Raw genomic sequence first — 24,722 nt, 5'->3', positions numbered from 1 at the left:
ATCTAGCCAGTCCCTTATCCTCTAACTCCTTCAGAGGGGCGGGCAAAAAAGATTTAGAGAATTCACCCCAAAGCCCTCATCAATTCATGTTTCAGCGCATCTTGTACCGCCGCCATCTGCTGCGCGATCTCCAGATATTCCTGCATCAACTCATCAGGATCGCCATGATCGACCATTACCTCATGGGGATTCTTGCAGTCAAGATTGTAATTACGCGCCGCAATCTCCGCCGCCGCCACCTTCCACGCATACTCATTAACCTTGCGCCCCTTCCTGTGTGCGCCGCCCCACCACTCTTTCTCGCGATCAAACTCCTGAATCGTCAGAGGTTTAGAGCGCGAATAAGACTTGTAACCATCAGGATAAGGATGCTCAAAAAACCACACATCCTCAGTAGTTGCACCCTTTTCAAAAAAGAGAATATTCGTATTAATGCTCGTATAGGGACTAAATACGCCCTTCGGCAAACGCACGATCGTATGTAAATTAAACTCCTCCAGTAACTCCCGTTTTAGCGTCGTTTTTGTCCCTTCCCCAAACAAAAACCCATCAGGCAGCACCACCCCTGCCCGTCCCGTCTCAGGCTTGAGCAAGTGCATAATCAACGCCATAAACAGATCCGCCGTCTCCCGCGTTTGATACTTTTTCGGGAAATTGCTCTCAATGCCATCCTCCTCCATCCCCCCAAAAGGCGGATTCGTAATGATCATATCCACCCGATCCTTATGGGTATAGTCCCGAAGCGGACGGCTCAAAGTATTGCCATGACGAATATTGCTCGGCACATCAATCCCATGCAACATTACATTAGTCATCGCCAACATATGCGGCAAAGGCTTCTTCTCCACTCCCTGAATATTTTCTTGTAGCATCTGCAAATCTTCAGCCGTCTTCGCCTGTAGCTTCAGATGCTCGATGGTATTGGTCAAAAATCCCCCCGTACCGCAAGCAGGATCAAGCACCTTCTCTCCCAATCGCGGATCGAGGATATCCACCATAAACCAAGTCACAGCGCGAGGCGTGTAATATTCCCCTGCATTACCCGCCGATTGCAGATCCGCCAGAATTTTTTCGTAAATATCGTTAAATAGGTGGCGATCGCTAGAAGAGTTAAAATCCACATCGCTCTCGATGCAATTAATCACCTGCCGTAACAGCGTCCCCGACTTCATGTAGTTATAGGCATCCTCAAACAACGTACCAACCACCCTGCCATGCGGTGACACCCCTGGCGCTGTTGCCAACCGCTTTAATTCAGGAAACAGTTGATTATTCACAAAATTCAGTAACTCTTCCCCCGTCATCCCCTCTGGGTTTTTCGCCCAACTCGCCCACCGCAACTGACTCGGCAACGGCGACTTATACCCCGAAACGGTAAATTCCCACTCCTGCTCCTTATCATCAAAAATCTTCAGGAAAATTAACCATACAATCTGGCTAATACGCTGCGCGTCGCCATCGACACCCACATCCTTTCGCATGATGTCTTGAATAGTTTTAATCAGCGTTCCAATAGCCATATTTTTCTTCTAATTTTCTTATGGGGTTACTTTTTCTAGGCGCTGTAGAGTGACTGCTTGAGATCGCGCAAAGCCGCCTCATAGCCCTCTAGCCCACCAAAAGCGCGGACAATCTCCATCGGAGTCCCAAACTGACTAAACGGCTCCACTCTTAAAATTTGCTTTTCCTCAATCTGAGCAACCCCTTGATCGGCATACTTATCCAGCAGGGCTTCCAACACCCGCCTCGCTTGTTCTCCATATTTGGCGAAGTAGTTACGCTTTTTAACCCTGTCAGATCGTTCCCTGCGGGTTAATGGCGGCATACCCCAAGCAACATGACAAAGCAGGTCAAAAGGATCGCAATCTTGACCAATCTCATCAGACAGAGCCTCAAAGAATACACCCTCTTGGGCTAATTCATCAACGATCGCCTGTTTCTTATCTGCACTACTCCAACGTTTCAAAAAATCATCCAGCGATGCAAATTCCTTAGTCACAGTCTGGCGTGTATAGTCCTTGAGCGATTCGGTAATCAGCTTGCCATCAGCATCGAAATACTGCACCCTCTCCGCAAAAACCTTAACTTCAACATTAGCCACCACATAGCAGCGAGTGGGTTCGGTTGGAGGATTTGGATTTTCTTCTCCACTAAGAGGCTTTTCCCCTTTGCCTGTGTCTGAATCCCGCTCCCCATCTGTAGTTTCCTCCTCCTCTGGCAAATCGGGAGGCACTGGCGATTCATCTAGTTTTGGCTCATAGATCTGCACTGGATCGCCGTCAAAATCTGGGTCGGCAAACAGTTCAGTAGCCTTTTTAAAATCAATAATAGTGAAATAAAATTTGCCATAGTCCTCATTAATTCTCGTACCTCGACCAATGATCTGTTTGAACTCCGTCATCGACTGAATTCTTTGATCTAGCACAATCAACTTGCAAGTTTGGGCATCTACACCAGTGGTCATCAGCTTTGAGGTGGTCGCAATCACTGGATATTTCGATTCTGGGAAGATAAAGTTGTCAAGTTCTGCTTTGCCCTCTTCGTTGTCCCCCGTAATCCGCATCACATAGCGCGAATCGGCAGCTAAATCAGCATTTTCATTCACCAATGCCTGACGCATTCGCTCCGCATGGTCAATATTTTCACAAAACACAATCGTCTTATCAAAACGGTTAGTTTGTTTTAGGAACTCACTTACTTTTTTTGCAACTAACTTTGTGCGCTGTTCTAGCACCAGTGTCTTATCAAAATCCTTCTGGTTATAAACCCGATCCTCAATTTCATCACCATATTTATCAACCATCCCCTCACTAGGTCGCCATCCCGTTAGATCCTTATCCAAGTCAATGCGTATACCTTATAGGGCGCAAGAAAGCCATCATCAATCCCCTCTTTTAGTGAGTAGGTGTAAATCGGTTCACCAAAATAATCAATATTAGAAACTTCCTTAGTTTCTTTAGGCGTTGCCGTCAGTCCGATTTGTGTCGCAGAGGAAAAATATTCGAGAATCTGTCGCCATGCTGAATCCTCGGCAGCGCTACCACGATGACACTCATCGATCACAATTAGATCAAAAAAATCGCAACTAAATTGTTTATAAATATTTTGGATGTCTTCAGTACCAGTCACCGCCTGATATAGCGAAAGATAAATTTCGTAGGACTTATCCACCTGCCGATTTTTGATTTTGGTCATTGCTGATCCAAATGGCTTGAAATCATTAGTCATCGTTTGATCGATCAAAATATTGCGATCGGCTAAAAATAGAATGCGCTTTTTCTGCTTAGACTTCCACAACCGCCAAATAATTTGAAAAGCCGTAAAAGTTTTGCCTGTCCCCGTTGCCATAACTAGCAAAATACGATTTTGCCCCTTAGCGATCGCTTCAATTGTTTTGTTAATTGCTAACAATTGATAGTAACGGGGAGTCTTATTACTACCGTCGCTATAGTAATCTTGCGTAACTAAACTCTGTTGTTGGTCACTTAGTCCTTGATGATCAGACCACCATTGCCAAAGCATATTGGCAGAGGGAAATTCTTCTAGACTAATTTCATGCTCGATAATTCCGTCAATGGCGATCTTATTATGAAATAAAAAGCCGTTACCGTTGGAGCTAAATACAAAGGGAACCTGAAGCATTTCGGCATAGCCAAGACCTTGCTGCATACCATCACCCAAGGAATGATTGTTATCCTTAGCCTCAATAATAGCGATCGGCACATTTGGCTTGTAAAAAAGAACGTAGTCAGCACGCTTGTTCTTAGCGCGTGTGTGCAGTTTTCCGCGAACAATGATCCGTCCATTTGTCAGGGGAAATTCTTCTCGGACTTGCGTTGCAATATCCCATCCCGCACGTTCTAAGGCAGGAGTGATGTATTTACTGCAAATGTCGCGTTCAGAAAATTGCTTTTTATCCATGCTTCAGTATTCTTTCAGCCCCTCTATGTTCAATTTATAGCAACGTATATCTCGTGAATTTTGGTTTGTAATAGCTAACTATGTATATAGCTTGCCCATAGAGATGCGATTCCCTTCCAAACAATTACTGTTGACAGCGAGGATAGCGATCGCTACCTTACATCAAACAAGTTACTGAAGCTTCGCCATTTTCGCAAAAGGCAGAAAACAATAGGGACATTCTCCTTTCTCCATCCTGCATTAAGCTGATTTTTGATATGCAGCTAATTCTCCAAATGTTGTTCGACAGCGATCGCATCTCCCATGCTCCCACAGTGCAGGCATCTTAAATCGTGCTTCACAGTGCGGACACTTAGCTAAAAGCTTAAGCTGATGGCGATCGCACTTCCACACAGATTGATACTGCCACTCAATCCGATGACAAGGTGACTCAGTATAACAAGCACCACATAATCGAATCGGCTCACACTTCATCCTCTCCCCCATTGGCGGCAGCATTTCCCACAACCTTTCAACCTCAACCCCTATCACCTCCGCCAAAGCCTCAAACTCCTGCTGTGTAGGATAAGGATTGAGATGAAAGCGTTCCCAACGTGCCACTACTGCCCCAATTTTTGCTATTTGCCCTAAACTATTGGGGGTTAAATGGTTACGTCTTCTAAACCGCCCTAAAAAATGACTTAAACTTTCTCCTGGCAAAGGCGCGATCGCAAATAACCAAGGCTGAATTTCACTATGAGTCATGCGTACTCCCTAGCTACTTCCTGCAACACAGTCTTTTCAACCTTCTTAAACCCTCTGGATAGAGACTTAATTGCTGCCTCCCTTAAAACCTCATCTAAGCGCCCAATATAACCTTCAGTCGCCTTCAACAGAATTTTCAGCAGTTCATTCTTATTCAAATTAGAAGCAACAGGCATCTTTAGCACTTTGTCCTCCCAAATTTCTACCGTTCTTTTAAAATCTTCCCCCGTCAACTTCCCAAAGCGACGAGAAGCGCGAAAGCGATTGTAAACCTGTTCATCTCGCTTAATAACCGCATCCAGGCGATCTGTACCTACTAAGACGACAGCAATTCCTAACTTATCGTTAATATCTCGCACATCCGAAAATGTCTCTGGCTTCAGGCGATCCGCTTCATCAATAATAATCATTTCCACCTCACAGCCTTTTAAAACCTCCATTGCTCGACCTCTGAAGTCTGCAACCGTTCCTCTAACTGCCCGATATTTCAGATACTCAATGATTTCCCGAAACAATTCCTTAGATCCACATTTAGTGGGTGGCATGATATAAACAACAGGTACAGTGGGAGCTTGCTTACCTTCTTGCTTAGGCTTATTTCTAAAAGTGTAAGCCTCACAAGCAACCGTTTTTCCCGTCCGCGATTCCCCTACTAAACGGCAGGATTGACGCGCCTTACGTTTTTCATCCAGCCAATTATGTAAATCCTTGATGTGTTCTAGCGGCACAATACTTTTCTTATTCAAACGGGCAATTTCTACCTGTAACAAGTGACCGTCAGCTTTTAAATCTCCTAGTTCTTCAGCGATTTGGGAGGCGGGGTTTTCTTGTTGTGAATTTTCTTTTGTCATCACCTACCACCCAAGCCCTTCACGCATTTCGTCATAATCCCAAACCTCAATATCAGCCGATACAGAGTTAGTATCAGCTTCATTTAATGATGCGATTTCCGATTGATCAGATTTAACTTCAGCCATAACAGCCGCAGAGGGCGATATGCCTAACGGCACACTACGCGATCGCTTATAGCTTTGTTCCTCTTTTTGTCTCTGCTTACGGCTTTTCGTGCGTTCTGCCAAAGCTTCTCGCTCAATAGTTTCTTGCAAAATTGATTGATTGCTAATGGTTTTACCTGCGGCTCGCAATCTTTTGGCACTCGCTTTCGCATCATCTACTGATAACTGCTCCGTTTCCAATCCTTGAGCGTGAGCGCGGGTTAAAAACACTTCTCGGTCATTCTCTTGCCTATAGACCCAAATCGTCGTGATATCTCTGGGGTCATATCTAAAACTAACAATTTCCCCAGCATAACCCGCCAAATACTCCCCCAAATACATCACATTTTCAAACTGTAAATGTCCGCCTCTCTGCACAGTCCGCCGCGTCATTTTCATCAAACAGATATCTAAATCTCGCTCCAACATCACATCCGGTTCTTTCTGTAAACCAGCTTCCCATCGCTGATACCGGGTTTGATCGCCCATCCGAGCATCAATACTTTGGTTATATTGATCGACAATGAAGCGCACTATTAACTGTTCCAAATCCCTCAAAGTTAACTGTGCATCCTTCTCGGCATCTTCTGGACGCTCCTGCACATTGGAACCTGTATAGCCAGAAAGGGTTGAAAACAGAGATTGATTCAGGGTTTTGAAAGGACGCTCCACAATACCTCCTTCCGAAGGGCGATCGCGTAACTTACACACCATACCCAACTGCACCCCAATTTCTGCCAGGTGATTAGAGCGAAAATCTTTACCCCCATCAGTGAAGAGATATTGAGGAGTCCCGTAAGTTCCCCATTCGCAATTCAGCTTATATTCCGCCCCATATCGTTTCGGTAAAATAGCATGGCGCAAAGCCAAAGCCACCACCTGGGAACTGGGAGCATCGAACCCTAAATTAATCCCCATAATGCAGCGAGAGTAACTGTCAATTACAGTGGTTAACCAAGGACGAACCAAAAGCTTTCCATGTTGATCCACAAGCAAAACATCAGCACGGGTATGATCGCATTGCCAAACCTGATTGCTATAGCTAATGTCCAAATCATCGCCATCGCGGGTTTTCACAGAAAGATTTGAACCGCGCCACCCTGGAGAGCGGATACTTTTCGCCTTTTCTTGCTTTTCCAGAATTGGCTTCAGGACTCGCAACACAGTTCTATAACTAGGAAAATTATCATCAGCGATCGCTCCAGCTTTCGCCAGTACCTTCAGGGCAACCTGTTTAGGACTCATCCGCTTGCTGCCCTTATTGCCTTCTTGGTAAGTCTTGATAATAAAGTTCTGCCAAAACTCACTGATTCTGTGTTCTCCCTTATCTGTACGACTGCTGGAAAGCAACGCAATTAATCCTTTTTCTTGATAACTCTTAAATAATCGCTGTACCGACCGGACAGAAAGCCCTAGCTTTTCTGCCCCTTCCCGCAGTCTTTCTCCGTAGGTGACGCGATCGCATGGTTCCAGCAAACTTTGAATCACTGCCAACTTTACTCTTGCCGCCTCTGGCAGTTCCGAGGCAATCAGATTGCTCTCGCTAGGATCAGAGGTTGGGATCTGATTAGATATTACTTCAGTGTCAATTTTCACGTCTTGAGCAAATAGTTTTTCTAAAACACATAATGCTATTCTAGCTCACAAAAAAGAAAGCGACAATTAATTTGTCACTCCTCAAATTCTTTTCTTTGAGAACGACGACAGCTAAATTGTCACTGATTTGGACGGCGACACTTAATTTGTCACTAACGGCTAGTTATCTTTAATCAAGGAAAACAGCTAGAATATAGAGAAATCAACAGTTCTTATCAGCGACAACAATTTGGCATCACGTCAAATAATTAGTCACTGTACACCAGTCTAGGCGGTGGCAATCTGTTGGTTAAAAATGTATCTAGAAACAAAGCTTTATTTGCCGAGTATTGGGGCAATGCTCTATTGATGATTGTTGTTTCTGGTTTTGGGTTATTTGGTTTGGTGCTACTGATTGCTCCAGTCCTTTTACCTAAATCAATACCTTTATTGCTGATAGTTTTAGTTTGTCTAACTGACTTAATTTTTGCCAGAGTTTTAGATGTAGCTGGTCAAGCATTTCAGGCTGTTCTCTGGCTGAGTAAGACGGCTCAACTCAACATTTTGCCCCAAGTGACAAGATTAATCGCCGCCTTGGCTTTGGTGAAATTGTTTGCTCATCCCCAAGCCCTGGAATGGACTTTTTTGTATCTAATTAGCACGGCGGTTTCTGCCTTAATAGCGCTTTTTATGGTGCATCGCTTGCTAGGCAAGCCCAAATTGGCGCTATCGCGAATTAAGCTAGAGATTGCTGAAGGATTCTACTTCTCAATCGGTTTATCTGCCCAAACTGTATATAACGATATCGACAAAACAATGCTGGCACGGCTGGCATCGTTGCAAGCTACAGGCATCTATGCCTCTGCTTACCGTTTGATTGATGTCGCTTTTGTCCCCGTGCGCAGCCTTTTAGCTGCTGCCTATGCGAAGTTCTTTCAGCATGGCACGTCTGGCATCACTGGGACGATGGATTTTTCCAAGCGCCTATTACCTCTTGCCGGACTCTATGGTGTAGGCGTGGGCATTGCTTTGTTCTTCTTTGCTCCAGTCGTGCCTTACATATTAGGTAACGAGTACCAGGAAGCAGGACAAGCCTTGCAGTGGTTAGCACCCTTACCCTTACTCAAAGCTCTACACTATTTTGCTGCCGATACGCTGACAGGAGCAGGATTTCAGGGACTGCGCAGTGCCGTGCAAGCGATCGTGGCTGCCTTCAACGTCTTAGTCAACCTGTGGCTAATTCCTTTGTACTCGTGGCGGGGAGCCGCCTGGTCTAGTTTGGCTTCAGATGCCTTTTTAGTCATCAGCCTGTGGATGCTGGTTGTTTGGCTTTATCAACGAAAAATTCAAGAGATGAAAGTAAATAATTAACTACCCAACCTCAAATCTGTACTTATGCTTCAACTACTTGAAAAAGGATTTTGTGTCTTATCGCTACTGTTTTTTACAGATGCAATATTACCTAGTTTGAATGAAATTAGCGGCATGAATATCGCGCCAATCAAACTGGTTTTGGCTAATGGCATCTCTCTAATTAGTATCCTTTTGATTGCAGTTGGGTATAAAAAAGTAATTTCTCTGGTGATTAGGGAAAAGTGGTTATGGATGCTCTTAGGCATTGCTCTAGCATCAACATTCTGGTCTGACGTACCAGGATCGACCTTACGCGGCAGTGTGTTTTTGGGACAACTTACCTTGTTTGGAGTGTACTTTGCCGCACGTTATAGCTTGAAAGAACAGTTACGGCTGTTAACTGTGACTTTTAGTGTAGTTGTGCTGCTTAGTATAGCGATCGCTTTAGCACTGCCAGATTATGGAGTTATGACTTCTCAGGAGGGAGGAGTTCACCAGGGCGCTTGGCGAGGGATTTATATTCACAAAAACGGTCTAGGTCGCATGATGGTGTTGAGCGCATTGGTGTTCTTACTTTCAACCAGCAGTAACCGCAAATATCGTTGGATTGCCTGGACTGGATTTATCCTTTCAATCGCGATTATTGTGCTTTCAACTTCAAAAACAGCTTTGGCTATTTTACTAACCCTGATAGTTCTCTTGCCTTTCTACAAAGCTTTACGTTGGAGTTCTAGTTTAGCAATCTCTTTTGCGATTTTTACAGTCCTTGTAGGTGGAAGTATAGCTGTATTGTTATTGAGCAACGCAGAGGCTATTTTGGGTGTTTTTGGGCGGGATCTTACGCTCACAGGTCGTACCGATCTTTGGGCGGCTGTACTCGATAAAATTAGCGAACGTCCTTGGCTAGGTTATGGTTACGGTGGTTTCTGGCGAAGCTGGGAAGGCGAGTCTGCACAGGTTTTAAGTACAGTTCGGTGGGCAGCCCCCCATTCTCACGATGGTTTTCTAGACTTGTGGCTCGACTTAGGTTTATTAGGCTTATTGACATTTGCTCTAGGCTTTTTAGGAGTTTGTTGGCGTTCAGTTATCTGCTTGCGCCTAATAAAAACTTCTGAAGGTCTATTGCCATTAGCGTATTTAACATTTTTATTACTAGCGAACCTAACTGAAAGTTCGCTGTTAAGACAAAATTCCCTTTGGATTTTATTTACAGTAACTATTTTCTCAACACACAGCATTCAGATCGAACAAAAAAAATCTCAAGATGTCATCGCTCATAAGTTGCCGAAAAAAAGGATCAAACCAAGGGAGTCAATCCATGCAAAACCAACTTTTAGTTAGCATTATTATCGACAACTACAATTATGCACGTTATCTTCGAGCAGCAATTGATAGCGCGCTAGATCAAACCTATACTCATACAGAAGTAATTGTTGTCGATGACGGTTCTACCGACGAATCGCTGGAAATCATTCAAAGTTACGGTAATAAAATTATCTCGGTACTAAAAGAAAATGGCGGTCAGTCATCAGCCTTTAACGCTGGTTTTGCTGCCAGCAAAGGAGAGGTCATTTGTTTTTTGGATTCTGATGATACTTTTTTGCCTGAAAAAGTCTCAGAAATTGTCAATATCTTGAAAAACGATCGAGATATTAGTTGGTGTTTTCACACTCTGAAATTATTAAATATAGATGGCAACAAATTTATTAAAACCACTGATGAAACTCACTCATACAAGTGGGATTGTAGCGCGCAGATCAAAAAGCTTAAATTACCATTTATCCCTACTGCAACATCTGGACTTTGCTTCAAACGTTCGCTTCTAGAAATAATTCTCCCTATGCCTGAAGCTATCAAAATTACAAGTGACAACTACTTAAAATTTACAGTCCTAGCTCTAAGTAAAGGTTTTTTTCTAAATAAGCATTTATCAATCCAAAAAATTCATGGTGCTAATGCCTATACGTTTAAAGCTAACAATCGGCGACTAAAAGCCAGAATACTTATCCTTACCGCTTATTGGATGCGAGTAAAATTTCCGTCGTTGTCTATGTTTACTAACGGTCTTTTGATTAATGGTATTGGCATCTACTGGCGTACAGGAGGTATCGAGCCAGAATCCAAACATATTGTCAACAATTATTTGTCCTCTGTTGCCCTCTTCAAAAAAGTTGAGATTAATGCTAGATCTTTTTTCCGTTGCCTAATTACGGAAAACTTGAATAAGAGGAGATGGATTAAAGATGCCTAAGAAATCTAACGTAGTAATTTATCGGCATCTGCTACTGCAATCCTCTGAAACTTTCATCCGAGGTCAGGCAGAAGCTTTACAGCAATTTACTCCCTACTATGTGGGTTCGCGCCTTGTACCAGGCCTGCCACTTCCTGAAGGACGCAAGTTAGTGGTCAATCGGGGTGGAATGCTAGGCAAGATGAGCGAAGTCTCGTCTAAATGTGGTCAATTCGCTCCTGCTTTTGTGCAGCAAGTAGGCAATCTGCATCCAAAGCTGATTCACGCTCATTTTGGGCAGGATGGAGCAATCGCTTTACCTCTAGCAAACAAGTTGCAAGTACCGCTATTAGTTACCTTTCATGGCTTTGATATTACGGTAAAGGATGAGTGCGCAGAAAAGTCTTTGAGTCAATGGACTTACTTTCGCCGCCGAGAGAGACTTAAGCATCAGACACAGATGTTTATTGCTGTTTCAGAGTTTATTAAAAATAAGTTGATAGAGCAGGGCTTTCCCGCGCCCAAAATTTTGGTGCATTACATTGGCGTAGACACTAAGCTATTCCAAACCAATCCTGCAATCCAACGGCAGCCAATAGTCCTGTTTGTGGGGCGATTGACTGAGAAAAAGGGGTGCGAATATCTCATCCAAGCTATGAGCAAAGTTCAAGCAGCAATGCCAGAGGTGGAGCTAGTAGTAATCGGGGATGGGTTGCTGCGCTCTTCCTTAGAACAGCAAGCTAAAACATCGCTGCGACGCTATCGGTTTTTAGGAGTGCAGCCGCCAGAAAGTGTCAGAGATTGGATGCATCAAGCTCAGGTATTTTGCGTCCCAAGTATTACTGCCAAATCAGGCGATTCTGAAGGATTTGGTCTAGTTTTTACGGAAGCGCAAGCTATAGGACTACCAGTAGTGAGCAATGCTAGCGGCGGAATTCCTGAAGCCGTCATGCACGGCAAGACAGGTTTTTTGGCTGCGGAACGCGATGCTGAGGGGCTTGCTGCATATATCTTGCGATTGCTAGAGGATCGAGATTTGTGGCAGCAATTTAGCCGTAGAGGTCAAGAGCGAGTGCGTAGTGTATTTGACTTGCACAGTCAGACCAAAAAACTAGAGAGCATTTATGACGAAGTTTTCCAAGCAAATATTAATTAAAAATTGACGAGGTAATTGAGATGAAGCCGATTATTAGTACCGTTATACCCACGCGCAATCGACCGCTATTAGTTGAACGAGCAGTTAAAAGTGCGATCGCCCAAACTTTTCAGGATATAGAAGTCATCGTCATGATTGATGGCTTAGATGCTTCCACTCGTGGGGTTCTCGCCGAAATAGACGATCCTCGATTGAGGTGTGTAGAACTGCCAATTCCAGGCGGTGCGGCTGCGGCTCGAAATGCTGGAGTGTCTGAAGCGACAGGAGAATGGATTGCTTTTCTAGATGATGATGATGAATGGTTGCCACAAAAGCTAGAGCGGCAAATCGAAGCTGCTATCCGTTCTCAGTATGAGTTTCCGATTGTTGCTAGTCGTTTAACTGCTCGTTCTCCAAAAGGCGACTACATTCGTCCAACCAGATTTTTATCGCTGTCGGAGCCAATTAGCGAATACCTTTTGGCACGTAATTCGCTATTTCAAGGGGAGGGATTGATCCAAACTTCTGTCCTTTTTACCAAAAAGAAATTACTCCAAGAAGTTCCTTTTAGAACAGATTTGCAGAGACATCAAGATTGGGATTGGTTGTTGCGCGTGAATAATTTGGCAGGGGTAGGAATTGAGTTTGTACCTGAACCATTGGCTATTTGGTATGTAGATGAAAAGCGTAAAACTGTCAGTGGAACTAGCAATTGGCGTAATTCGCTCTCTTGGCTGCATGAAAACAAAAATCTAGTTACACCACGCGCTTATGCAGCTTTTATTATGGTGGAAGTTGCCGCGCAAGCCTCGACAGAAGGTGAATGGCAAAAATTTTTACCTCTCTTGTCAGAAGCGATAAAACTTGGCGAACCTCAACTAATTGATTTTCTCCTCTACCTAGGCATATGGCTAATTCCCCAAGAAACTCGCCGCTCTTTTCGAGCTTTGCTAAGCAAACAAGCTCAAAGCTTAAAAAGTGCATAACTTGAGTCAAAAACGACATTTACATCATTGAAAAAGGTTAGGAAAAAATAGTGTCATTGGTAACGATTGGATTACCTGTTTATAATGCGATGCCGTTTTTGCCAGAAACTATTGATAGTCTTTGGCAACAAACTTGTTCTGATTTTAGAGTATTAGTAATTGATGATGGTTCGACTGATGACAGTTTAGATTACTTAAAATCTATTCAAGATTCCCGATTCAAGGTGGTGTCTCAATCAAATAGTGGACTAACTGCAACTTTAAATAGAATGCTTGCCGAGGTAGAAACTCCTTGGTTAGTTCGCCACGATGCAGATGATATCGCTTATCCAAATCGGATTGAACTGATTACAGAGTACATAAATAGATATCCAGATTCAGGAATGTTTTATTCCTATGCCAAGTATTATCAAAATACCGAAAGCTTTGGAACTTTTAGAACTACTAAAGCATCCCCGGATATTCTTAGTAGCTTGACAAAAATCGGGTATTTGTTGGCAATTTGTCATCCAACTGTAACTCTAAACGTTGCCAAAACAAAAGACTTAGGGGGATATCGCTTTAATTTGCATATTGAAGATATCGATCTATGGTGGCGCATGGCTTTGTTGCATGAAATTAGACTGATTTCTGAAGAAACAGTTGGATTTCGCTTGAATATAAATAGTATAAGTAGTAGCAATCTGCAAGGGCAATCAACTAATACATTGTACGTGCAATATTTGCTGCTTTCGCACTTGTGGCATCTCAACCCCTTACCCTATGAATCGGTAAAAAAGCCGCTATCCATGCTACTCGATCGCAAAAAACTAAACTTTAGAAAAAATATGCGAATGACAAATATCCACATGGGCAAAAAGGCTTATGCAGGAGCAATTAAGTATGGTATTGGAGCTTTGCTATCTTCTCCCCAAGACTTCCTCGATCGCTTGACTTATGAGCTAGGAAATAAAGATATTGCTGTAAATGGAGAAGATCCTAAATTGTTTGCTGCTAATTGCCGTAATTTATGGCATGAAGAAGTTGAAAATACTTGTCTATTAACTAAGTGAGGATAGAAAAATGAAAGTTTTTGAAGAAATAGTTGTACTTAAAACTAGATTTCATAAAGTGAATGTACAGCAATTAATAGAGTACATAGTAGAAGCAGCAAAAGATAGCAAAAAGGCAATCGTAGGCAATGTAAATATTAAGGCAATGAACCTAGCCTGCGAACTACCTTGGTATCAAGATTTTTTAAACAAATCAAATTTAGTCTTTTGCGATGGCTTTGGTGTTTTGTTAGGAGCTAAGTTGTTTGGCTATGCACTTAGTTCTGAGCATCGCATGACACCTCCAGACTTTATCGAAGATTTGATTTTAAATTGCGAACAGCAAAATATATCTGTATTTCTGCTAGCAGGTGAACCAGGTGTAGTAGACAAAGCGATCGCCAAATTTAGAGCGATCGCCCCCAATTTGCAAATTCAAGGGCATCACGGTTATTTTGATAAGTCTGGAGCAGAAAGCGATGCCGTTATTGAAAAAATTAATAGCTTTAAGCCAGGAATTTTGTATGTAGGTTTTGGGATGCCTATCCAAGAACGTTGGATTTTGGACAACTTAGAGCAAGTAGACGCTGGCGTAATTGTCCCAATGGGAGCCTGCCTAGATTTTTATACAAATACAGTTTCTAGAGGACCGCGTTGGATGACAGATCGCGGGCTTGAATGGTTAGCACGGTTGTTTTTTGAGCCGCAGCGCCTATGGCAACGCTATATTCTGGGCAACCCACTATTTTTATATCGAGTTCTCAAACAAGGCATTTTAAAATACTTACAGCCAAGTTATGACTAAAAATCGCAAATTGATTAGACGGCGCACCTTTGTATTAGGTATCGGTGCTTTTATCTTGGCAAGCAAAATCAAAGACTTGAATAAACTAAGTCAAGCAGCTAGTTACGCTAATAGAAATTATGCCGTAGTTGGAAATACCCCTTTGCGCAATCGCGCTGCAACCAAAGGTTTGCTCTATGGGGCGGCAGTTTCCCAACGCAGCCTTGCTGCTGACAAAACTTTTGCCGAGCGTTTTAGCCAAGAGTGTGCCATCCTCGTACCTGAAAATGAGTTGAAGTGGAAAGCCCTGCGCCCTACTCCCGATCGATTCAACTTTGCCCCTGGCGATTGGCTGGCTAAGTTTGCGCGCTCTCAGGGTCTGCTGATGCGCGGACATACTCTAGTTTGGCACGAGGGGCTGCCGGAATGGTTTGCAAGTATTGTTGACAGCAGAAATGCCCAGCAGATGCTACGCCAACATATTGCTACAGTCGTCGGACACTATGCTGGGAAGATTCATTCTTGGGATGTAGTAAATGAAGCAATCGATCCGGCTGATGGACGCTCTGATGGTCTGCGTCAGTGGCCCTGGTTGCAGTTTTTGGGACCAGATTACATTGAAATTGCCTTTCGCGCCGCACACGAGGCAGACCCGCAGGCATTATTGGTATATAACGACCATCGCTTAGAGTATGACACCAGTGAAGAGGAAGCAAGAAGAACGGCTGTACTTAAGCTACTAGAACGTCTCAAGTCAAGAGGAACTCCCATTCATGCCCTGGGAATGCAAGCCCATTTGCGGGGAGATGAAACCCGCTTCAATGCTAAAAAGTTGAGGGATTTTATGCGTGATGTAGCTAGTCTCGGTCTAAAAATCATGATTACGGAAGTAGATGTGACAGACCAAAAGCTGCCCAAAGATATTGATACGCGCGATCGCATTGTCGCGGGAATATACGAGGATTATCTTTCTGTAGTATTAGATGAACCAGCCGTAACCGCACTGCTGACATGGGGTTTGAGCGATCGCCACACGTGGCTTTCAAGTTACAAACCCCGCGAAGACGGCGCTCCCGTTCGTCCGTTGCCCCTTGATGCCCAACTAAAGCGGAAATTGGCATGGAATGCGATCGCCCGCGCTGTTGACAACGCTCCTATACGTAACCACGTCTCGTAAGTAGCGATCGCAAAAATCTAGTTTTGCCCTTATTTCTACAACAATCCTCGATAGCGAATAAACACTAAAATTACTGCCCACGATCCTAAAGCGACTTTGATCGCCACCAGGATGTTGAGGATAGGAACAATCCCGCCGCTAATCAGTGCGCCCAACTCGCCGTGAGGTAATTCAATGCCAACTAGCGCGATCACCGCCAGCACGATAAATATCAGGACGGAAACCTTTTCCCAAAAGGCAGCGTGCCAACGCTCGTAAATTGACTCCATCCACTCTGAAGAAGATGTGATTGCGATTAGCCCAATTGCGGTTCCGCCTGCGACTCCTGCTGCAAACCCACCCCCTGGACTAAGATGCCCCCGAATTGCAAGTTCAATCCCCACGATCGCGGCAATAGTCGCGCCTAGTCGTGCCAGTACGATGGAAGTTTGATCGGTGAACTGATAAATAGTGTTGAAAGGTCGCTCGTTCGCCAGCAGAAATTGAGCGCCCATAATAGCGATCGTAAACACGATGACTTCAAAGATCGTGTCATACAGCCGATTTCTGAAAATAATGCCCGACACCGCATTAGGCACACCGCTATCCTGCACAACGGCTTCCACGATTGACAGATCGCTAACCTCTGCAATCGGGTTTGGCACGACCAGGAATTTGATGAATAAGGCGATGCCTGCTGCAATGTAAAGCCATTTCATTTAATGCTTTTCTCCTGAAGAATCTGGTACTGAGATATAGGTCAATCGCGTGGCGGGTGATGTCAGTTCGGTTTGCAGGATGTTGTAAAGGCGGCGGATGCGGATTGACGTGTGATAAAGTTGCGGTTCGGACTTAAGTGCGGGGTTTTGAATGTTGTTCAGTTGCGGCGTACTACAGGTAGCATGAACTTCTTTTGCCATCAATGCTTGATGTAAGGACTGTGGATCGGGATACGGCAGCAGTTCTAGCCGCAGATGATATTTGCTGGCAATTGTTCGCACTTGGGCGATCAGTTGGGCGAAAGGATGTAAATCGTTTGTCTCACTCAATTCATCTTTGAGGACACCAATTCGCATCACCAGCGATGAACGCACCGCCACCGCGTAGAGCGTAATCGCTAGCATAGTTCCTACCAATGCCTCGGTTAAGGCAACATCTGCCGCTCCCAAAACGACATAGACTAGGGCAGCGATCGCTCCCAAAATGCCACGAATCACCAGGGCATTGTAGGGGTTAACTTGGACAGTGAGCATCACCGCCGCTAAGGGCAGCAGAGCGACGATCGCATAGATGTAGTTATCGTCCATCATTTCCTCCACTGGAACAGTGTGCCAGCACGTACCCCAGCACCGTATTCCAGATTGCTAGGGAAATCAGCGCCAGGACGAGCAACGCCCATTGACTGGGAATCTTCAAAAGCAGTCCGAAGATGATGCTCATAGAACCGAGGGTATCGGCAACTGAAAGGCTGTGCAGTTTGAAAAGAAGGGATCGGCCACCAAGTAGAGGAAAAGTTCCCCAAAACCAGAAAACAATTCCCACGCTGATGCAGATGTAGCTGAGAATATTAATCATTGTTCATTCATCCGTTTAAGCACGTGTGCTAGCAACATTAATCCGGCATTTCCCACACTCAAGATAATCACCCCAACAACTCCAATCATCCAATCACCGCGCGCAACAGAGACGACCAAAATCATCACAGATGTTTTGCTGGCAATACTTGTAAAGGCAAGCATCTTCTGCCAAATATCATCATCTTGCCAAGCCTCATAGATGGGAATGAGCAACGCCAGAATCATCGCAATTAGAATCGCATTCATCGCCCCTTCCTCCCCCGCCTTACCCGATGAACTTCGTACCAGCCATCTTCGTAGTACTTCAAGACAATAGTTTTGGGTGTAAACGTGATTAGAAAGATATCTAGGAAGATTAGTCCTGGCGATCGCCTCTGTTTGACTTGTTCCATCACGATTTCTTCCTGCGTATGGGGACGCAATATCAGTTCAAATGCTTCTAGATACGCCTGGGGAATCGCCAAAACGATTTTCCACAGCACCCGCAACCAGTCTTTTAAGGTACCAGAACCACTACGACCGCGCGGCAACAGCAGGGCAACACAAATGCCGATGATGATATTTGCCACACTTAGATTAGCGGTGAGCAAAAACCAGATGACCAGTCGCAGGATCATATTGAGATATCCGCTCATGCCAGCACCATCCAGAAGAGTAGAATCAACGTCAAACTCATCACGCCAATCAGGTGATCGAATTGCTCTAATAGACGTGGCAGTTTGACTCCGGTGCGTCGAAAAATCAAAAAATATGCCAGCCAACCTAGGGCGATCGTTGCCAAGGGTTTGACAATATTCTCGAAACTGTACGCTTCGTAATACGCTATATTTGCCACAAATAGCCCACCAATGAGCAGGGCGATCGCTGCCCAAAAACCAGGCTGGATTTTCTCTTGTTTTTCCTGTTTTTGATGAGGCAGAAAAATAAATTTGGCAAAGGATATTGCCGTTCCCAGCGCCGCAATGTTCATGCCGATCGCCTGCCAGGGCAACAGACTTTTCATCGTCAACACCTTTGCCCCAAAGCCCGACAACAGGGGAAACCCTGAGATTGAGAAACTAGCGATCGCCAGGGCAATCCAGATCGGCGTACCGATGGGCTGGTGTTGCAGTTCCTTTAGGTTGCGACTGGGGAGAACCCCTGCGATTAGAAACAGTGCCGATTTCACTAACCCGTGCGTCAGGGCATAGAATCCGCCGACTTCCGGTGCTGCGAGAACAAAACCCAACTGCGAAACTGTATGAAACGCCAGCATCCGCTTGGTGTCTTTTTCAAAGACGGCATAACCCACGCCTAACAACGCTGTCCCTACCCCCAGACCTCGGATCAGAGGATCGACCTCCGGCACTAGCAAGGCGCAGCGCACCAGTGGCAAAACCCCCGCTTTGACAACAGCACCCGACAGCATTGCCGATACGGGCGTTTCCGACTCTGAATGGGTTAACGGCAGCCATAATCCCGATACAAAAATTCCTCCTTTCACCAGCAGTCCCAAAAAGATCAGCGCCAGTGCTTCTGGAGGCGCTTTGGGTAATCCGGCAAAGGCAAAAGAATGGGTGGCTTTATAAACCAGCACTGCGCCCACTAGGTAAAACAACATGGCAACGTTGCTAGTAAAGAGATAGCGCAAGCCCACCCAAATCGATCGATCCGTTCGAGGGTAAGCAATTAATAGAAACGCTGCGATACTGATTACTTCTAAAGCAACGTACAAACTGATGAAATCTGTACAGGCAAACGCGGCATTGACGCTACCATGCAGAATGATCGTCTGCATGAAAAAAAAAGCAGTCTTACCACTATTCCAGCAGTAGAGAATTACGGCTGCCGTTACTAGCGCATTGGTGAGGATAAAAAAGCCGCTCAGGCGATCGAGCAGTAAGGTAACACCAAAGTTATCCAGTAATTGCAACTCTAGTGGTGGTTGCGTAAATAGCCACAGCGCATAAACGGTTGAGGCGATCGCTACCCCAAATGAGAAAATGCGATCGCACCGAGGCAGCAAATAACTGATAAACCCGACAAAAAACGGTAACGCGATCCAGATAATCGTCAGGGTACTCATGGCGCGTTATTCTGCTCGATTTCGCTGGTTTCCAGCGTCGGATTATCCCGTGCCAATTTCATCACCCCAACTAGCATCAGTGCTTGAATCGAAAAGCCAATGACGATCGCCGTCAAGATCACCGCTTGAGGAACCGGATCGGCGTAATTTCCTTTATTGCCATCGGCAAGAATCGGGGTAAACAAGCCATCGCGCGATGCGATCAACACGTAATAGGCAATCACCCCCGTACTCATCACATCCATAGAGATGATTTTCATCACCAAATTTTTCTTAAAGATGATGCCAAAAAATCCGCACAAAATCGTTGCAAAAACACACGCTTCTAACACTTACCCTCCTACTGTCTTACCTAAGCTTCATTCACCACTGCTGTTGCTTCTAGCGAGGGTTCTCCACTGGCGGGTGGCTCCTGGGACTGTCCAAAAGCGACTCGGAGGAAAGGTGGTGCGAGGAAGGTGGTCAAAATCACCATAATGATGATGGCAGCTTCCAAGGGTTTATCGAGTACGCCACTGGCAGAACCAATGCCTGCAAACACTAGCCCCACCTCACCTCGCGGAATCATGCCCACCCCGATCGCCAGTCGATTGATTCCTGGTTGACCAAAGACTGCCCAACCTGTGACGACTTTACCAACGATTGCCACCGCAATTAAAAACACAGCAATTACCAAGCCAGAGCGGTTTTCAGGGAGTAACGGATTAAGTACGCTTAAATCTGCCCTCGCGCCAACAGTGACAAAGAAGATGGGAACTAGCAGATCGGCGATCGGTTTGACCAGTTCATCCAACTCGTTTCGGGCATCGGTTTCGTCTAAGACCAATCCTGCGGCGAAGGCACCCAAAATCGCTTCTAGGTGAATTGCATTGCCCAAAAACGCCATAAAGAAAGCAAAGATAAATGCCGGAATCACAATATTGCCACGGGTTTTGAGCTTGTCCACAAGGGCAACAAAGGTCTTGTTGAAAATGCCACCGAGCAAGATCGAACCAATCAGAAACGCTGTTGCGCTAATAATCAGGTAAATTACATTCGTCACATCGATTTCACCTGTTTTGGCTAAACTAGCAACTACTGCTAGCACGATGATTCCTAACACATCATCAATCACTGCTGCGCCGACAATAATCTGTCCTTCTCTCGACTTGAGCCGACCTAGTTCAGACAGCACTTTAGAGGTGATGCCGATGCTAGTTGCCGTCAAAGCTGCTCCCGCAAAAATCGCCGGAATTGCCGAAACATTGAACAGCATCATCAGCCCAGCCGTACCCGCCGCAAAGGGAACAGCCACCCCAACACAGGCGACGATCGCTGCTTGAGAGCCGACTTCCTTTAACTGGCGCAGATCTGATTCCAGCCCAATTTCAAACAGCAGAATAATTACACCCAGTTCTGCCAGCACCGAAATTACTTCGCTCTGGGACTGGAATATGCTGGTTACTGCCTCTGGCGTTAGTCCGTTAATCCATTGCAGCACAGACATTACAACGGAATTTGAAGCTTGCAGCCCACTTTCGGGAAAAATCACTAAATGTAGGGCAGACACCCCAACCATGACTCCAGCTACCAGTTCGCCCAAAACCGGGGGAAAATCCAACCGCTTAGACACCTCAGCACCCAGTTTGCTAGCAAGGTAGATAACTACTAGACTCAGTAGCACACCAGACAACACGAGCGGAGCATTTTCGGCTTCAGCCGTTGCCAGCAGAGGGGGAGGAATTAGAAATGGAAGTTGGGATAAAGGGGCGATCGCAGGGTTAAAAAACATGGGTCAGGGATTTCTGTAAGAGACACGTTCCAACAAAATTGAATGTAGGACACACGGTGTGTCCTTACCAGTAATGCCAATCAGATAGTAACGGTTTTGCTATAGGTATGGTCAACGGCTTGACGCAGCGCTTCGGTGCGATTGTCTAGAATATGTGCAGCCGTCACCATGTTAAATAAACCGAGACGCTCTAAGCGGCTCTGGATTTTGGCGCTGGCTCCAACAATATAGATTTGAAGCCCCTTGTCGTGGGCATCTCGAATCGCATTTTCGATCGCCAGCGAAGCCGTCACCCCCAGCATTGGTACATCACTGAGATCCATGACCAGCGCATCGGCATCTTTCATGGCATTGTGTTCGCGGGCGATCGCCTTTGACAAGCCAAAAATCATCGGACCACTTAGATAAAACAGCAGCACTCGACCCGCGCCTTTTTCCAAAAGCTGTTTGTCTTCCTCACTCAACCGCACATCGTCGTCCGTGTCCGTAATCAGCTTGACTTCTTTAGCTTGCAGGTTGCTCAACCGTTCGATGGTCAAAATGTTGGCAATAAACACCCCAACACCCACCGCCACAATTAGATCGACAAACACCGTCAGCAGCAACACCCCGTACATGATCAGGGAACCCTTGAGGGAGACTTTGTGCGATCGCTTTAAAAAGCTCCAGTCCAAAATATCAATCCCCACCTTGAGGGCAATTCCTGCTAGCACTGCCATCGGAATCGGTTGCGTATATCGGGCAGCCCCCAGCACTACCACCAGCAAGAGCAACGCGCGGGTTATCCCCGAAACCGCAGATGTTGCGCCTGTCTGGATATTTACAACCGTTCCCATCGTGGCTCCCGCACCAGGCAAGCCACCGCAGATGCCCGACACAATATTACCAATGCCTTGACCAATCAGTTCCTTATCGGACTTGTGTTCGGTGCGAGTAAGACTATCGGCAATTACTGCCGTTAAGAGAGTGTCAATGCAACCTAATATCCCCAGCATCACGCCATCGACAAACATCGTTGTCAACTGATTCGCCGTAAAGGTGGGCATTTGGAAAATCGGTAGACCGACTGGAATTTCACCCAAATCTCCAATCCGGCGAATGTCTACATTCCCAAAGATTGTCAGGGAAATAATTGTGCCGATAATCAGGGCGACTAGCTGGGGAGGGACTAACCGCTTTAGCTTTTTGGGCATGAAGAAAATAATGGCAAGAGTTACGCCTCCTAAAATCACTTCTGGCAAATTAGCATTTGCGAAAAGCTGAGGAATCGCTGCCACCGTAGCTAATACCCCACCCTTGGGAGCCGCCTGTCCCAAAAAAGGCGCGATTTGCAGAATGATCAAAATAACGCCAATCCCCGACATGAAGCCCGAAATGACGCTATAGGGCATCAGGGTGATGTATTTGCCTAACTTGAAAATGCCGAAGATGATTTGAAACAACCCCGCCAACATGACGACAGTAAATGCCATCGCCAAGCCAATTTCAGGATTATTGGCTGTCAGACTTGCCACGATCGCGGTCATCACGACGGTCATCGGTCCTGTTGGCTCAGAAATTAGCGTCGGTGTACCGCCAAACAAGGCAGCAAAAAAGCCGACACAGACTGCCCCATACAGCCCGGCGATTGGACCCGCCCCAGAGGCGACACCGAAGGCGAGGGCAAGGGGTAAGGACACAACCGCTGCAGTGACTCCGCCAAAGATATCGCCACGCAGGTTATCAAACCGGATTTGGTTGGTAATTGCCATTGAGGTGAACACAGAGTATTAACTTCTTAAAGTAATACAAAGTCGTCATCTGACTTTGAAACTGTGCGGTTTCTCCCATTGGAAATTCCTTGCTTTTCGATAGAGACTTTGTATGGTTGACTATTTTAATAGTTAACTTGCAATCTTTTCATTGGATGAAAAGAGTAGTGAGGAATGGGTTTAGGTTTTGGCGTTGCCTAAAACAGAATGATTTACGTTAATCGAGGAATAAAGTTTTTAGTAGAGTAGTCCAGAAATGAGATTGAAGCGCAAGCCAAATCACTTACGCCGACGATAACAGTAACATTCTGTTAAAATGCGAAAAATCTTCAGCCCCCGCTTGTTCCCTTACTTACAAAGCTTTTTTGTCATTTTTTTAAGCGCAAAAGTTTAATAAAAACAATATTTTTTCTCAACTTAGGCTGGTAGTTTGACAACTTTGTTGATTATCCATGCTGGCCAAAAAATTATAATCAAAAAGCTGGATAGTATCGCTAGAGATCGTTGCCCTCCTGAGAGTAGAGAGTGCTGATTAAAATAATTTAGGAAAGCTAGCCAGCAAACGAAACCTGAGAAAATATATGATAAAGCAATAAAGCTGAACAATAAAATGGTTGTAGTTGTCATTTAAGTTAACATGTCTATTCTAGAGTTGTTATTCTTACTAATATTTATAGTAAATCACTTAAAAGATGAAATTCAATCAAGCGTTAGTGAAGAAACTGAGGTAGTGCGTTAAGTTGGTGTAAGGTTGCTAAAGCAGAAGATAATTTCCTACCCCAAGCTCAGAGATAATTCATACTACAAGGGAAAAAAGTCGCTCGATGTCATGGGCAAGAATGCGCTGACGAATTCCATCAGCAAAAGATTACTCTATTGACTTAAATCATACCGTTCTAGGCAATGCCCTACAAAAGAAAGGTGTTGAATTCGCTCTATAGGTGCTTGGTGTCATGCCTGTAAGCTGGCGAAACTGTTTACTTAGATGGCTGTGGCTATTGAACCCACATTCCAAAGCAATGTCTGCAACCAGTGCATCGGTTTGTTTCAACAACTGCTTTGCCCCCGTTCTACTCGCTGTTGCAGCAGGTATTGGTAGGGAGCAGTGCCTAGTGCTTGTTCGAATAAATGGCTAAAATGGAATTGACTTATGCCTAGGATGGCGGCTAAGTCTGCAAGCTTGATGTCTTGGCTTAGATGTTCGTTAATATAATCCAAAACTTCTAGCAATTGATGTTGAGGTAATCCGCCCTGATAAATTGGCAAAGAAAATTTTGCCATAGCGTAATGTCTAAGTAAATGCACCGCTAGTACATTTGCCAAGGATTCAATGTAGAGCTTACCACCCAAATTGCCTTGTTTGAGTTTCGCAAGCAACATCATCGCGATCGCCTCAAGCTGGGAATCGCGGGTACGAAATTCGGGAAATAATTCAAACCAATCGGGACTAGTAGTAATAGTTTCTTTAGCAATGTGTTGGATAAACTTAGAGGCAATCCGAATCTGCAAGTAGCGATCTTTATACTAAGTTGTGGTCAGAGGTAGTAGAGTATTAAATAGAGAGAACTTTGGCAAAGATAAATGTACAGGAGTCAAGTAACGCAAGCCTGTCCTCATCTAGACCTAGAGACAGTCAAGCAGAAAGTAA

The 24,722-nt window shown here is 45.0% G+C and carries 21 protein-coding genes and 2 pseudogenes; 8 read left to right on the top strand and 15 right to left on the bottom strand.

The features are described 5' to 3' along the window. Nucleotides 1-62: 62 nt before the first annotated feature. The 5 genes and pseudogenes from AC2VE5_RS13300 to AC2VE5_RS13280 all read right to left on the bottom strand — a co-directional run bounded on the left by AC2VE5_RS13300 (nt 63) and on the right by AC2VE5_RS13280 (nt 7,256). A complete protein-coding gene (locus AC2VE5_RS13300) occupies nt 63-1,520 on the bottom strand; it encodes a type I restriction-modification system subunit M (RefSeq protein ID WP_486888227.1) in 1,458 nt (485 codons plus the stop codon). Between the two features lie 35 nt (nt 1,521-1,555). Continuing rightward, nucleotides 1,556-3,921: pseudogene (gene hsdR / locus AC2VE5_RS13295) on the bottom strand (EcoAI/FtnUII family type I restriction enzme subunit R). Nucleotides 3,922-4,161: 240 nt separating this feature from the next. Further along, a complete protein-coding gene (locus AC2VE5_RS13290) occupies nt 4,162-4,665 on the bottom strand; it encodes a TniQ family protein (RefSeq protein ID WP_486888226.1) in 504 nt (167 codons plus the stop codon). Beyond that, the gene (locus tag AC2VE5_RS13285; protein ID WP_486888225.1) at nt 4,662-5,516 is read right to left on the bottom strand and encodes a TniB family NTP-binding protein; all 855 of its coding nucleotides are present in this window, start codon (nt 5,514-5,516) and stop codon (nt 4,662-4,664) included. The genes AC2VE5_RS13290 and AC2VE5_RS13285 overlap by 4 nt, the downstream gene beginning before the upstream one ends. Nucleotides 5,517-5,519: 3 nt before the next feature. Beyond that, nucleotides 5,520-7,256 (bottom strand): transposase, encoded by a 1,737-nt coding sequence (locus AC2VE5_RS13280; RefSeq protein ID WP_486888224.1) that lies wholly within the window; start codon nt 7,254-7,256, stop codon nt 5,520-5,522. 255 nt (nt 7,257-7,511) lie between these two features. On the opposite strand from AC2VE5_RS13280, the gene AC2VE5_RS13275 reads away from it, so the two are divergent. From AC2VE5_RS13275 to AC2VE5_RS13240, 8 genes are read left to right on the top strand one after another with little or no spacing between them, the layout of a single operon-like run. Continuing rightward, complete coding sequence (locus AC2VE5_RS13275) at nt 7,512-8,606, top strand: oligosaccharide flippase family protein (protein WP_486888236.1); 1,095 nt, start codon at nt 7,512-7,514, stop codon at nt 8,604-8,606. 24 nt (nt 8,607-8,630) lie between these two features. Further along, nucleotides 8,631-9,929, top strand: coding sequence for an O-antigen ligase family protein (locus AC2VE5_RS13270; RefSeq protein WP_486888223.1), 1,299 nt, complete (start codon nt 8,631-8,633; stop codon nt 9,927-9,929). Continuing rightward, nucleotides 9,907-10,839 (top strand): glycosyltransferase family 2 protein, encoded by a 933-nt coding sequence (locus tag AC2VE5_RS13265; RefSeq protein WP_486888222.1) that lies wholly within the window; start codon nt 9,907-9,909, stop codon nt 10,837-10,839. Before AC2VE5_RS13270 ends, AC2VE5_RS13265 begins: the two co-directional genes overlap by 23 nt. Further along, on the top strand, nt 10,832-11,974 hold the full coding sequence (locus AC2VE5_RS13260; protein ID WP_486888221.1) for a glycosyltransferase: 1,143 nt from the start codon (nt 10,832-10,834) through the stop codon (nt 11,972-11,974). Before AC2VE5_RS13265 ends, AC2VE5_RS13260 begins: the two co-directional genes overlap by 8 nt. 20 nt (nt 11,975-11,994) lie before the next feature. After that, nucleotides 11,995-12,939: a glycosyltransferase family 2 protein gene (locus AC2VE5_RS13255; RefSeq protein WP_486888220.1), complete on the top strand. Its 945-nt coding sequence runs from the start codon at nt 11,995-11,997 to the stop codon at nt 12,937-12,939. Between the two features lie 50 nt (nt 12,940-12,989). Beyond that, the gene (locus AC2VE5_RS13250) at nt 12,990-13,991 is read left to right on the top strand and encodes a glycosyltransferase family 2 protein (RefSeq protein WP_486888219.1); all 1,002 of its coding nucleotides are present in this window, start codon (nt 12,990-12,992) and stop codon (nt 13,989-13,991) included. A gap of 10 nt (nt 13,992-14,001) precedes the next feature. Then, nucleotides 14,002-14,775, top strand: coding sequence for a WecB/TagA/CpsF family glycosyltransferase (locus AC2VE5_RS13245; protein WP_486888218.1), 774 nt, complete (start codon nt 14,002-14,004; stop codon nt 14,773-14,775). Beyond that, complete coding sequence (locus AC2VE5_RS13240; RefSeq protein WP_486888217.1) at nt 14,768-15,931, top strand: endo-1,4-beta-xylanase; 1,164 nt, start codon at nt 14,768-14,770, stop codon at nt 15,929-15,931. Before AC2VE5_RS13245 ends, AC2VE5_RS13240 begins: the two co-directional genes overlap by 8 nt. A gap of 35 nt (nt 15,932-15,966) precedes the next feature. Here AC2VE5_RS13240 and AC2VE5_RS13235 read toward each other — a convergent pair whose 3' ends face one another. The 10 genes and pseudogenes from AC2VE5_RS13235 to AC2VE5_RS13190 all read right to left on the bottom strand — a co-directional run. Further along, nucleotides 15,967-16,629, bottom strand: a complete 663-nt coding sequence (locus AC2VE5_RS13235; RefSeq protein WP_486888216.1) for a Na(+)/H(+) antiporter subunit B — start codon at nt 16,627-16,629, stop codon at nt 15,967-15,969. Further along, nucleotides 16,630-17,217 (bottom strand): DUF4040 domain-containing protein, encoded by a 588-nt coding sequence (locus AC2VE5_RS13230; RefSeq protein WP_486888235.1) that lies wholly within the window; start codon nt 17,215-17,217, stop codon nt 16,630-16,632. Next, nucleotides 17,207-17,485, bottom strand: coding sequence for a monovalent cation/H(+) antiporter subunit G (locus AC2VE5_RS13225; RefSeq protein ID WP_486888215.1), 279 nt, complete (start codon nt 17,483-17,485; stop codon nt 17,207-17,209). The genes AC2VE5_RS13230 and AC2VE5_RS13225 overlap by 11 nt, the downstream gene beginning before the upstream one ends. Continuing rightward, nucleotides 17,482-17,733 carry a hypothetical protein gene (locus AC2VE5_RS13220; protein WP_486888214.1) on the bottom strand — a complete coding sequence of 84 codons (252 nt, stop codon included), beginning with the start codon at nt 17,731-17,733 and terminating at the stop codon, nt 17,482-17,484. The genes AC2VE5_RS13225 and AC2VE5_RS13220 overlap by 4 nt, the downstream gene beginning before the upstream one ends. Further along, nucleotides 17,730-18,122 carry a Na+/H+ antiporter subunit E gene (locus AC2VE5_RS13215; RefSeq protein ID WP_486888213.1) on the bottom strand — a complete coding sequence of 131 codons (393 nt, stop codon included), beginning with the start codon at nt 18,120-18,122 and terminating at the stop codon, nt 17,730-17,732. Before AC2VE5_RS13215 ends, AC2VE5_RS13220 begins: the two co-directional genes overlap by 4 nt. Beyond that, a complete protein-coding gene (locus AC2VE5_RS13210; protein ID WP_486888212.1) occupies nt 18,119-19,552 on the bottom strand; it encodes a cation:proton antiporter in 1,434 nt (477 codons plus the stop codon). The genes AC2VE5_RS13215 and AC2VE5_RS13210 overlap by 4 nt, the downstream gene beginning before the upstream one ends. Beyond that, nucleotides 19,549-19,884, bottom strand: coding sequence for a cation:proton antiporter subunit C (locus AC2VE5_RS13205; protein ID WP_486888211.1), 336 nt, complete (start codon nt 19,882-19,884; stop codon nt 19,549-19,551). The genes AC2VE5_RS13210 and AC2VE5_RS13205 overlap by 4 nt, the downstream gene beginning before the upstream one ends. A gap of 20 nt (nt 19,885-19,904) precedes the next feature. Beyond that, the gene (locus tag AC2VE5_RS13200; RefSeq protein WP_486888210.1) at nt 19,905-21,323 is read right to left on the bottom strand and encodes a cation:proton antiporter; all 1,419 of its coding nucleotides are present in this window, start codon (nt 21,321-21,323) and stop codon (nt 19,905-19,907) included. Nucleotides 21,324-21,403: 80 nt separating this feature from the next. Next, nucleotides 21,404-23,074 carry a bicarbonate transporter BicA gene (gene bicA, locus AC2VE5_RS13195; protein WP_486888209.1) on the bottom strand — a complete coding sequence of 557 codons (1,671 nt, stop codon included), beginning with the start codon at nt 23,072-23,074 and terminating at the stop codon, nt 21,404-21,406. An 886-nt stretch (nt 23,075-23,960) separates the two neighbouring features. Beyond that, nucleotides 23,961-24,592 (bottom strand): annotated as a pseudogene (locus AC2VE5_RS13190) (helix-turn-helix domain-containing protein); the annotation flags it as partial. Nucleotides 24,593-24,722: the final 130 nt, after the last annotated feature.

This window comes from Aliterella sp. E5.1, from assembly GCF_057473825.1.
The sequence above is the reverse complement of the archived record's forward strand: the minus strand, read 5'-3'. Positions and strand labels throughout refer to the sequence as shown.